Annotated in this window: 8 protein-coding genes; 4 read left to right on the forward strand and 4 right to left on the reverse strand. The window is 69.4% G+C overall.

Features of this window, described 5'->3' with window-relative positions; translation table 11 throughout:
* Nucleotides 1-217 precede the first annotated feature (217 nt).
* The 4 genes from AC0685_RS43070 to AC0685_RS43085 form a co-directional block, all read right to left on the reverse strand.
* Nucleotides 218-1,261, reverse strand: coding sequence for a 3-isopropylmalate dehydrogenase (locus AC0685_RS43070; RefSeq protein ID WP_007031599.1), 1,044 nt, complete (start codon nt 1,259-1,261; stop codon nt 218-220).
* A gap of 236 nt (nt 1,262-1,497) precedes the next feature.
* Nucleotides 1,498-4,902: a S8 family peptidase gene (locus AC0685_RS43075; RefSeq protein WP_478230793.1), complete on the reverse strand. Its 3,405-nt coding sequence runs from the start codon at nt 4,900-4,902 to the stop codon at nt 1,498-1,500.
* A 303-nt stretch (nt 4,903-5,205) separates the two neighbouring features.
* Nucleotides 5,206-6,804 (reverse strand): phosphoglycerate dehydrogenase, encoded by a 1,599-nt coding sequence (gene serA / locus AC0685_RS43080; RefSeq protein WP_478230794.1) that lies wholly within the window; start codon nt 6,802-6,804, stop codon nt 5,206-5,208.
* Nucleotides 6,805-6,905: 101 nt separating this feature from the next.
* Nucleotides 6,906-7,472: a TetR/AcrR family transcriptional regulator gene (locus AC0685_RS43085; protein ID WP_478230795.1), complete on the reverse strand. Its 567-nt coding sequence runs from the start codon at nt 7,470-7,472 to the stop codon at nt 6,906-6,908.
* A 96-nt stretch (nt 7,473-7,568) separates the two neighbouring features.
* Between AC0685_RS43085 and AC0685_RS43090 the strand changes: the two genes are divergently transcribed.
* From AC0685_RS43090 to AC0685_RS43105, 4 genes are all read left to right on the forward strand, one after another.
* Nucleotides 7,569-8,477, forward strand: a complete 909-nt coding sequence (locus tag AC0685_RS43090; protein WP_478230796.1) for a TIGR03620 family F420-dependent LLM class oxidoreductase — start codon at nt 7,569-7,571, stop codon at nt 8,475-8,477.
* The gene (locus tag AC0685_RS43095; RefSeq protein ID WP_478230797.1) at nt 8,474-9,310 is read left to right on the forward strand and encodes a TIGR03620 family F420-dependent LLM class oxidoreductase; all 837 of its coding nucleotides are present in this window, start codon (nt 8,474-8,476) and stop codon (nt 9,308-9,310) included. Before AC0685_RS43090 ends, AC0685_RS43095 begins: the two co-directional genes overlap by 4 nt.
* Nucleotides 9,294-10,250 carry an ankyrin repeat domain-containing protein gene (locus AC0685_RS43100; RefSeq protein ID WP_478230798.1) on the forward strand — a complete coding sequence of 319 codons (957 nt, stop codon included), beginning with the start codon at nt 9,294-9,296 and terminating at the stop codon, nt 10,248-10,250. Before AC0685_RS43095 ends, AC0685_RS43100 begins: the two co-directional genes overlap by 17 nt.
* Before the next feature lie 222 nt (nt 10,251-10,472).
* Nucleotides 10,473-11,414 carry an NADP-dependent oxidoreductase gene (locus AC0685_RS43105; protein ID WP_478230799.1) on the forward strand — a complete coding sequence of 314 codons (942 nt, stop codon included), beginning with the start codon at nt 10,473-10,475 and terminating at the stop codon, nt 11,412-11,414.
* Nucleotides 11,415-11,653 lie beyond the last annotated feature (239 nt).

The following is an 11,653-nucleotide window of genomic DNA, read 5'->3' on the forward strand; positions in this document are numbered from 1 at the left end:
TGTTTTTTCTTGTCTCCCCCACCCCACAAACCGCAGCTGTCCCTCCCGTTTCCGCCCCTCTTGTCTTTCATTCTTCCCCTTCCCTGGTTCGTCCCGGGGGGGGGGGGGGGGGGGTTGGGGGGGAAACCCCAACCCCCCCCCCACGACCGCCCCTTGGATGCGACGAAGGGGCCCTTCACCGCGTGAGATGCGGCGAAGAGCCCCTTCAGCAAAACAACTACTGAGTGACCGGGCGCACGTTCGACGACACCAGTGCCGCCAGCCGGTCACCGATGGCGTGCGTCGCACCGGGCGACGCCTGGTCGCGCGTCGCGAGGTCGAAGGCCACCGAGGCCTCGATCCGCCGCGCCGCTTCCTTCTGTCCCAAGTGGTCCAGCAGCAGCGACACCGACAGCACCGCGGCGGTCGGGTCGGCGAGACCCTGGCCCGCGATGTCCGGCGCGCTGCCGTGCACCGGCTCGAACATGCTCGGGTTCCGCCGGGTGATGTCGAGGTTCCCGCTCGCCGCCAGCCCGATGCCGCCGGTCACGGCCGCCGCCAGGTCGGTGATGATGTCGCCGAACAGGTTGTCCGTCACCACGACGTCGAAGCGGGACGGGTCGGTCACCAGGTGGATGGTCGCGGCGTCCACATGGGAGTACGCGACGGTCACCTCCGGGTGCTCCAGCGAGACCTCTTCGACGATCCGCGACCACAGCGAACCCGCGTACTCCAGCACGTTCGTCTTGTGCAGGAGCGTCAGGTGCTTGCGGGGCCGCGCCTCGGCCCGGTTGAACGCGTCGGTCACCACACGCCGGACGCCGAACGCCGTGTTGACGCTGACCTCCGTCGCGATCTCGTTCTCGGTGTCCTTGCGCAGCAAGCCACCGTTGCCCGCGTACGGGCCTTCGGTGCCTTCACGCACGACGACCATGTCGATCTCGCCCGCCTCCGCGAGCGGTCCGCGCACCCCCGGGTACAACCGGGCGGGGCGCAGGTTCACGTGGTGGTCGAGCTCGAACCGGAGGCGCAGCAACAGCCCGCGCTCCAGAATGCCGCTCGGCACCGTCGGGTCGCCCACCGCGCCCAGCAGGATCGCGTCGTGCTGACGGAGTTCACCGAGTACCGACTCCGGGAGCAGCTCGCCGGTGGAGTGCCACCGGGCGGCGCCGAGGTCGTAGTTCGTGATCTCCGCAGTCGGTACGACCTCACCGAGCACCTTGAGCGCCTCGGAGACCACTTCGGGCCCGATCCCGTCTCCTGGGATCACCGCGAGCCGCATCCACACACCTCCGTAGACCAGGCCACCGGCAGTCCGGATGGCCCATCCGCAAGAAAACGCCAGCAGCGGAAGGTTACCGGCCGTAGCCCGGTAGCCGTAGCCGCACCACCCTTATGCCGGAATCTCCCACAGAGCGAGACAGCCGAAAGGGTGAAAACAAGAAGGGACGCCCTGGCGGAAAGCATGCCGCCAGGGCGTCCCTCACCTCATCGAACGCGGACTACCGCACTACCGCGTCAGCCCACACCGATCGGCTGACGTCCGGTGTGCCGCCCGCCGTTGCCCGGCCGGTCGACACCCGTGTCGCCGTTGCCGTTGTTCGCCTGGATCTTCACCACGTTCGCCCGGTTGCCCGAGGCGTTGTGGTGCTCGATCGCCAGCAGGCCCAGCACGGTGTCCTGCGCGGCCGCGTTGCGGTTGACCACCAGCGCCGTGCCCGGCTTCGCGACGTAGCCCAGCGCGGAGTCGCCGCCGCCCTGGACGGTGTACGCGGGAGCCAAGGCGTCGAACGAAAGCGGCGTGCCGACGTAGTCGATGGTCGACGAGTCCGCGCCCGGCGCCGCGTAGAACCCGGAGGTCCCGACCGTGTAGCTGATCTTGTGCGACGCGGCGTTCGGGTCGATGCCCAGTGCCGCGATGCTCACCGGCAGCACGACGACGTTGGTGTCGTACACGTTCGTGTCGACGTCGCCGAGCTGGCCGTTGATCGGCTGGATGTCCACCTGCGGGAAGCCCGGCTTCAGCGCCACGGTGACCGCCACCAGGACATCGGTGGACGTCACCTTGGTCACATAGGTTTCGAAGTCCGGCTGTCCGTCGCCCGTGGTGTCGATGTCCACGAACGGCGAGGTGTTGCTGCCCAGGTTGGCCAGGTCGCTCCAGGTGGTGAGACCGAAGGCCAGCAAGGCGTTCTCCGGCTCACCCTGCGCCTTGGCCAGCGGAGCCGTCGACGCGGCGCCGATGTAGCGCAGGTCGGCGCCCTTGGCGGTCTGGTTCAGGGTGCAGTCGGTGGTGACGTCCCCGTCGCACTCGGGCAGCTGCGGGGATTCCGCCTGAAGCTCGAGCACGCTGATCAGCGAGCGGTACCGCTGCGCACCGGTGCCCTGGTCCACGCCCTTGCCGGTCAGGTTCAGCACGGCCTGGGTCTGGCCGGCGCCGAAGTTGACGTTGCCCGGGGTGTTGATGGACGAGACCGGCTTCGGCGCGGAGTACACCGAAAGCCGCAGCGGAACGGTCGTGCCGCTCTTCGGGGTGAACGCGATCCGGCCGGAGGCGTCCGCCACGAACTGCCGGGCGAGGCCGACCTGCGTGGTCGCCATGGTCGGGTCGATGACCTTGCGGAGCGCCTTGGGGTCGGCGATCTTCAGGGTCACCTTGACCAGCGCGATACCGCGAGGGCTCAGCTTCACCGTCGGCTTGTCCACTGTGTACTCGACACCGGGAAGCGCGTTCACGGCTTCGTAGCCCACCGAGTACTCGACCGGCTTGATGCCCTTGTTGACCACCTTGACCGTCTTGGTCAGGGTGACCGGCCCGCCCGCTTCGACGACGCCGAAGTTGACCGAGACGAAGCCGGGGTTGTCGACGACGTAGGCCAGGACCTGGTTGTCCAGCGCGGCCTTCGCGTCGATCCGGCCGCTGCCGACGCGCTGCGGCCCGTAGACGCGGCCCGACGCGTCGCGGATGTCGTGGCCGGCGGTGTTGATGACCGAGGCCTTGACCTCCTCGACCGACCAGTCCGGGTGCGCCTGACGGATCAGGGCGGTGATACCCGAGGTGTGCGGAGCCGCCATCGAAGTGCCGGAGATGACCAGGCGACCGGCCCCGCTCCCGCTCAGCGCGGACGCGATCGAGTCACCGGGCGCCGCGACGTCCGGCTTGACGGCCGGACCACGCCCGCCACGCGAGGTGAACGAGCTCGGGGTGTCCACAATGGACTTGTCGGTGGTCGGCACGGACACGCGGCCCTTGCCGGTCATGCGGACCTGCAGCGTTCCCGCGGCCACCGCGGGCCGGAGCGAAGCGGTCGCGCTGCCGGTCAGCTGGAACGTCGGCGTGGCCGCGTTGCCCGCGATGCCCGCTGTGAAGTGCTCCAGCGTGGACGAGAACAGCGCGCCCTTGGCACCGGCGGCCTGCGCGTTGTTCGACCGGGCGACCGAACCGCAGGCGCGGGTCGCGTCGTTGTCGTCCCATTCGAGGAACACGATCTTGCCCGCGGCCTTGGCCTTGTCGGCTTCGGAGTACGGCTTGCAGCCGGCGGCGTTGTCGGCCGACAGCGTGACCACCGGCGCGGTGACGTCGAGCGTGTCGTAGGTCGCGTAGTTCTGGCTGAACTGCCCGGTCTTCGCGCCCTTCACGCCGTCGGGAGCGACGGCTTCGACGGCGTCGCGCAGGACGGACGCGTCACGGCTGCTGGCGACGGTCAGCGCCTCGGGCGTGTTGCCCGGCGCGCCGCCGACGTCGTTGAGGTCGCCGCCGTTGCCCGCGGAGAACACCGGCACGACGTTGTTCGCGGCGATCTTGCGCACGAACAGCGAGTCCGGGTCGTCCGGGGTGGCGAAGTCGCCGCCCAGCGAAAGGTTGACCACGTCGAGGTGGTCGGTGAAGTCTCCGTCACCGTCCGGGTCGAGCGACCAGTCGAGCGCCTGCGAGGTGACGTTGGTCGAGCCGTCGCAGCCGAAGACCTTGATCGCGTACAGCAGGGCCTTGGGCGCGGTGCCCGGGCCGATCTGCATCGCCTCGATCTTCTTCTTGTTCAGCTTCTTGTAGTCGCCCGTGAAGGTCTTGCCCGCTTCGTCCACACCGAATCCGGCGACCGTGCCCGCGACGTGCGTGCCGTGGTGGCCGCACGAGATCGGGTTGGGGTCCGGCTTCGGGGTGTTGAGGGCCGGGTCGTCGCTGCCCGAGTCGTAGGCGTCGCCGACCAGGTCGATACCGCCGACGACCTTGTCGGTCGGGAAGGCGGGGGTGGCCTGATCGCGGTTGATCGCCTTGTAGGCCTCGGCCGTGCCCGGACCGCCGAAGGTGGCGTGGGTGTAGTCGATGCCGTCGTCGATCACGCCGACGCGGATGCCGTCGCCGTAGCGGCCGGTCTGCTGCCAGGAGGCGAGCGTGTTGGTCAGCTGGACCGCGCTGGAGTTGGTGCGGGTCTTCGGCACGACCTTCTTGACCGAAACGACGTCCGGCCGCTTCGCCAGTTCGCGGATCTTCGCGGCGTCGGCGGTGACGACCGCGCCGGCGACCGCGTTGGCGGTCTGCGTGACCAGCTGGGTGCCGGCGTCGGCGGCCTTGAGCTGCCCGACGACGGAGTTCACCGTCGCGGCGGCGTCGGCTTTGGCGTCCTTCGCGGCCTTCTTCGCCTGTTCCTTGCCTGCGCCCTTGTTCTGCTCGGCGTTGAAGGCGTCGACGGCGGGCTGCTTGGCCAGCTCGACGAAGGCGGTGATCTTGCCTTGGGCGGCCTTGAGCTTCGGCTCGACCTTCCCCTGGAATCCGTTACGGTCGATCTTCGCCGGCGTGACGCCGTCCGCGAGGGGGACATCCTGCGCGGCCGCGGACGCCCCGGTCACGGACGTCACGAGCAACGCGGCGAAGACCGCGGCCGACGAGCGGATCGCCCATCGGGGTACGCGGGATCTGTTCATGAGTACGTGCCCTCACTCGAGGCCTTGACTCGGAACCTGCCTGCCGCTCGAACACACCCCCGACGGTGAGCCCCGGCGCCGCGCCGTGCCCTTGACGACGCGATGGTTCGGCCTCGCCGGAAGAACCTATCCGGGGACCAGCCCGACTTCAGTAGGCATTTTTCACCGTTATTGAATCTTGCTCTGCGTTCTCGCGAACCCCGCACACACAACAACCACAGTTAGTCGACTAATTGCGAAGAAGTACAGGAAGGCCCCTTCCTTGCGTCTGACGCAAGGAAGGGGCCTTCCTGTACTTGGAGGTCAGCCGAAGTTGACCGCGCGGATGGTGTGCGCACCCACGGTGGCGCCGATCGGCTCCAGCAGGTGCGAGTCGATGGAACGGTCCACGCGCAGCAGCATGACCGCGTCCGCGCCGTCGGTGGTCTGGCTGATCTGCGCGGCCTCGATGTTGAGGCCCGCCTCGCCGAGCAGCGTGCCGACGCGGCCCATGATGCCCGGGCGGTCCGGGTATTCGAGCAGCAGCACGTTGCCCTCGGCGCGCAGATCGAAGTGGCGGCCGTTGACCTCGACCAGCTTCTCGACCTCGTCCTTGCCGGTGACCGAACCGGACACCGAAAGGGTCGTGCCGTCGGCGTGGACCGCGCGGACGGTGACCAGGCTGCGGAACTTGGGGCTTTCGGTCTCGGTGACCAGATCGACCTGGACCCCCAGCTCTTCGGCCACGCGCGGCGCGTTCACGAAGGTGACCTGGTCTTCGACGACGCCGGAGAACACGCCGCGCTCGGCCGCGAGCGGCAGCACGCTGACATCCTCGGTGGACAGCTCGCCCTTGACCACGACGGTGACCGAGGCCGGGGCCTTCGGGTTCAGCGCGGTCAGCACGGTGCCGAGCTTCTGGGTGAGCGAGAGGTACGGCCGGACGTGCTCGCCGACCGTGCCGCCGCCCGCGACGTTCACCGCGTCCGGCACGAAGTCGCCGCGCAGCGCGAGCAGCACGGACTTCGCGACGTCGGTGCCCGCACGGTCCTGCGCCTCGGCGGTCGAGGCGCCGAGGTGCGGGGTGACGACGACGTTCGGCAGGCCGAACAGCGGGCTTTCGGTGGTGGGCTCGGTGACGAACACATCGATACCGGCGCCGCCGACGTGGCCGGAGCTGACCGCGTCCGCCAGCGCCTGCTCGTCGATCAGGCCACCGCGCGCGGCGTTGACGATGATGACGCCCTGCTTGGTCTTCTTCAGCGCCTCGGCGCCGATCAGGCCCTTGGTCTCCGGGGTCTTCGGCAGGTGGATGGAGATCGCGTCGGCGCGCTCCAGCAGCTCGTCCAGCGTGACCAGCTCGATGCCGAGCTGCGCGGCGCGGGCGGCCGAGACGTAGGGGTCGTAGGCGATGAGCTTGGTGTCGAACGCGGCGAGCCGCTGCGCGAACAGCTGGCCGATCTTGCCGAGGCCGACCACACCGATGGTCTTGCCCTGGATCTCGACGCCCGAGTAGGCGCTGCGCTTCCACGCGCCACCCTGGAGGCTCTGGTCCGCGGCCGGGACTCGGCGGGCGACGGCGAGCAGCAGGGCGACGGCGTGTTCGGCGGCGGAGACGATGTTCGACGTCGGCGCGTTGACCACCAGGACACCGCGTTCGGTGGCGGCGGGGACCTCGACGTTGTCCAGCCCGACGCCGGCGCGGGCGACGACCTTGAGCGAGGTGGTGGCGCCGAGGACCTCGGCGTCGACCTTCGTCGCGGACCGCACGAGCAGCGCGTCCGCCGTCTTCACGGCCTCGAGCAGCGCGGGGCGGTCCGTGCCGTCCACATGCTGGACCTCGACCTCGTCGGAGAAGACGCTCAACACGGAGGGCGCGAGCTTCTCGGCGATGAGGACGACGGGCTTGTTCGGCTTGGTCACGATACGGCTCCCACTATCTGGTCTGTGCCTGCGACTCACTGTTGACGGTCACGCCGTTGTGCCCGGTTGCGCCGCAGTTTAGACCTGGTGACAGGGGATTGTTAACTCGCCCGTAATCCGGCGAAAACGAGATCGAGGAGGCGTTCGAGGCCCTTGTCACCCGAAAGGTGTTCACTGGCCCAGGAAAGCGCGTGCAGCAGCACCAGCAATTCGTGCACTGTGACGTCCGCCCGGAGCTCTCCCGAAGCCTTCGCCCTTTCCACCAGGTGGGACACCTGGTCCCGCATCGCGTGACATGAGGCATACAACGGCGAGGTCTCGTCGTCGAGGACGTCGACCATCAGTTCGGGCAGTCCGCGATACCGCGCCGCCTGCTCACCCATTCCGGCGAACCAGGCCTTGAGCGCTTCCACCGGATCCGGGGAGTCGAGAAGGTCGCGGGCCACCGCGGCCTGCGCGTCGTAGCCCTCGCGAAGCACCGTCTCGACCAGAGCCTCCCGCGTCGGGAAATGCCGGTAGAGCGTCCCGATGCCGACACCGGCCCGGCGCGCGATCTCTTCCAGCGACGCCTCGACCCCGTGCGCGGCGAAGGCGCGCCTCGCCTCTTCGAGGAGGCGCTCGTAGTTGCGCCGGGCGTCCGCCCGCAGCGGCTTCTTCTCGGTGACCATCGCGCTCCCGAGCCTAGTCTCGACAAATCGGAGGCAGCCTCCGTATAGTCGGACGGCGTAAGCGGAGGCTGCCTCATGTTAGCTGGGGAGACACGAATGACGTTGATCGACGAAACCCGGGAGCGGCTGGGCCCGGTGGGTGTCTGGCTACCGGTCGGCATGTTCACGCCGACCCCGGACGAGGAACGGCGGGCGATACGACGCCTGGAGGAGCTGGGTTACCGCACCGTGTGGGGCGGCGAGGGGCCGGGGAACCGGGAGCTGTTCGCGTACAGCGCCATCACGCTGGCCGCCACCGAACGGGTGGTGGTCGGCACCGGGATCGCGAACATCTGGTCGCGGCCCGCGTACACCGCCCACAGCGGCGGGCGGACGCTCGCGCAGGCCTTCCCGGGCCGGTTCGTGCTCGGCGTCGGGATCGGGCACTCGTATCAGGCGGCGAAGGCGGGCTCGGACTACCGGCCGCTCGAACAGACCCGTGACTACCTCACGGCCATGTCCGCGGCGGCGGAGGAATTCCCTGCGCCGGTACCGTTTCCGCGCGTCCTCGCCGCCGTCGGGCCGAAGATGCTCGAACTCGCGCGGGAGCTGACGGACGGCGCGCACCCGTTCGCCCAGCCCTTCGAGCACACGCCGTACTCCCGCGAGATCCTCGGCCGGGACAAGCTGCTCATCCCCACCCATTCGATCCTGCTCGGCGACCGTGAGCAGGCGAGGGAGAGCGTGGCGAGGGATATCGGGCTGATGAAGCAGTACGGCGTCCCGCACTATTTCAAGGGCTGGAAGCGGCTCGGCTACACCGACGCCGACATCGACGACGTCAGCGACCGGCTCGTGGACGGGCTGACCGCGTGGGGCGGCGAAGAGCGGATCGCCGGGCGGATCAAGGAACTCGTGGACGCCGGCGCGGACACCGTGCTCGTCCATCCCGCCGGGGACGATCTTCAGTCCATGGTGGACCAGCTGGAACAGCTCGCCCCGGCACTGGCGGAGGTGACCCGATGAGCGTCGGGATCTGGACGTTCTCGTTCGACGGCAAGGAAATCGGCGAGGTCCGCGAGGCGGCGGCGGAGGTCGAAGAACTCGGCTTCGACACGCTGTGGTTCGGGGAGTACCTGGGGCGGGAGGCGTTCACACAGGCAGGGCTGCTGCTGGCGGCAACGTCCCGGCTGACCGTCGCCACCGGTATCGCGCGGTTCTCCCACCGGGCGCCCGTCGCCGCGGCCGCCGCCGAACGGACCCTCGCGGAGGCCTATCCGGGCAGGTTCACCCTCGGGCTGGGCGGTCATCTGCCGGGCGCGAAACCGCTGGAGGCGATGCGCGGCTATCTCGACGAAATGGACAAGACCGATCTGTCCACACCGGACTCCCCTCGTCGGCGGCTACTGGCCGCACTGGGGCCGAAGATGCTCGCCTTGGCCGCGGAACGCACTGATGGGGCGCATTCGTACTTCGTCCCTGTCGAGCACACGGCGCTGGCGCGGAAGGCCATGGGACCTTCGGCCTTCCTCGCCGTCGAGCAGGCCGTCGTCCTCGGATCGGACCGGGAGATCGCACGGCGGCACGTGTCGATGTACCTGGACCTGGCCGCCCACCATCGGGCGAATCTGCGGCGGTTCGGGTTCACCGAGGAGGACTACGGCTCCGACAAGCTCGTAGACGCGCTGGTCGCCGTCGGTGAGGACGAGATCGACGCCCGGGTGCGGGCGCATCTGGACGCGGGCGCGGATCACGTCTGCCTGCAGGTGCTGACCGAGGACGACCGGATCCCGCTGGCCGAATGGCGGGTTCTGTCGGGGGTCGGGGGTAGCGTGCGGGAGCGTGACGTCACCGGCTGAACTCGCCTTCGAGAAGGCACGGGAACTGATCGACGCGCGAGATCTCGCCGGGCTCGCGCGCCTGATCGGTGACCTGCCCACCCTCGTCCACGCACACGGGAAGAACGGGAACGACCTGCTCGGCATGGCCGCCGCGACCTGCGACGAGCGGCTGTGCCGGATCCTGCTCGATCACGGCGCCGATCCGGCGTCGGCCAACGTCCACGGCTGGACGGCGTTGCACCAGGCCGGGTACGCCGGGCTGCCGCCGCTGGTCACGATGCTGCTCGACGCGGGCGCGCCGGTCGACGTTCCCGCCCGGGGCGACGGCGGGACACCGCTGGTGGTCGCGCTGTTCTGGGGCCATCGCGAGGCGGCGGAACTGCTGGCTTCGCGCAGCCTCTCCCCCGGCAATCTCCGGGTGGCGGCGGGACTCGGCCGGGCCGATCTGCTCGACGAGTTGCTCGCGCCGGGCGGCACGCTCTCCCCCGCGGCGGGCGCGCATCGCGAGTTCCACCGGCCGCACAGCGGTTTCCCGGAATGGCGGCCGAGCGACGATCCGGCCGAGGTCGTCGACGAGGCGCTCGCGTGGGCCGCGCGGAACGACCGGTCCGACGCGGCGCGGACCCTGGTGTCACGAGGTGCCGATGTGGACGCCGACGTCTACCGCGGCACGGCGCTGACTTGGGCCGCCGCTCAGGGGAAGCCTTCGGCGATCAGGACTTTGGCGGAGCTCGGCGCCTCGGTGAACCGCCAGGGCACCTTCGGCGGGCTTTCGCACGGTGAAGGTGTCACGGCGTTGCACCTGGCCGTGCAGGGAGGGCATGTGGACGCGGTGCGGGCTCTGCTGGAAGTGGGGGCGGATCCTTCGCTCGAGGACTCGCTGTACGCGTCGTCGGCCTTGGGGTGGGCCGAGCACTTCGGGCAGACGGAGATCCTGGCGGTGCTGCGGGACGCCTGAGCGCGGGATCCCGCATGCATGCGTCGCGAAGGGGCCCGACCGGCCTCACCGACCGACCCCGCCTCGTGCGATGAAGGGGCCTTTCATAGCAAATTTTGCTATGAAAGGCCCCTTCATCGCACGAACCAGCACTTGCGCCGTCGTCGAGGCTGTCCCGATCCTGACGCCTCCTGGCCCGTCTGAACCTCGCCCAAGGTACGACACTCGCCGAACAATGGACCCATGCGAGCGATCAGTCAAAACCGTCTCGGCGGCCCCGAAGTCCTCGAACTCGTCGACATCGAGAGACCCGTCCCCGGCCCGACCCAGATCCTGGTCCGGGTGCACGCCGCCGGTGTCAACCCGGTCGACTGGAAGACCCGCGAGACCGGCGGCATCGGCCCGATGGGCGATCCGCCGTTCATCCTCGGCTGGGACGTGTCCGGCGTGGTCGAGGAGGTCGGCGCGGGCGCGTCCCTGTTCTCCCCCGGCGACGAGGTCTTCGGCATGCCGTCGTTCCCGTTCCAGGCCGGCGCGTACTCCGAGTACGTCGCCGCGCCGAGCCGCCACTTCGCACGTAAACCGTCCACTTTGGACCACGTGCACGCGGCCGCGGTCCCGCTCGCCGGGCTGACCGTCTGGCAGAGCCTCGTCGACACGGCGGACATCCAGCCGGGGCAACGGGTTCTGGTCCACGCGGCGGCGGGTGGGGTCGGGCATCTCGCGGTCCAGATCGCCAAGACGCGCGGCGCGTACGTGATCGGGACGGCCGGCGCGGCCAAGCACGAGTTCCTCCGCGGTCTCGGCGCGGACGAGCTCATCGACTACCGCACGACGGATTTCGCCGAGGAGGTCCGCGACGTCGACGTCGTCCTCGACACGATCGGTCAAGAGTACGGGCCGCGTTCGCTCAAGACGCTTCGCCGCGGCGGCAGGCTCGTCCAGCTCACCCGCACGAACGACGAGCGGCTGCCGGAACTGGCCGATGCCGCCGGAGTCACCGCAGGGTTCACCCTCGCCGAGCCGGACCGCACCGGACTGCTCGCGCTGGCCGAACTCGTCGACAGCGGGCACCTCAAGCCGACCATCGACACGGTGTTTCCGCTGGAAGAAGCCGCGAAGGCCCAAGAACTGGTCGCCGCGGGGAAGACCACGGGAAAGGTCGTGCTGTCCGTCGCGGACTGAGGGCCGCGAAACGCTCCGGGGTAGGTCAAAGGTGGCTCGTTCGGTGTCCCTGGGCCCAGCGTCGAGCCCTCTATGACTCAAAGGTGACGCGGCCGAGCTTGTGCCGTGAAGGGCCTGCCTGCGGCCGGGGTGGTCGTGGGGGGGGTTTTTGGGTTGGGACCCAAAAACCCCCCCCCCACCCCCCCCCCCCCCCCCTTCTTTCCCAAAGTCGTGGAAGTAAACCCTTTCTTTCCCCCCCC

This window comes from Amycolatopsis sp. NPDC043889 (assembly GCF_056435645.1).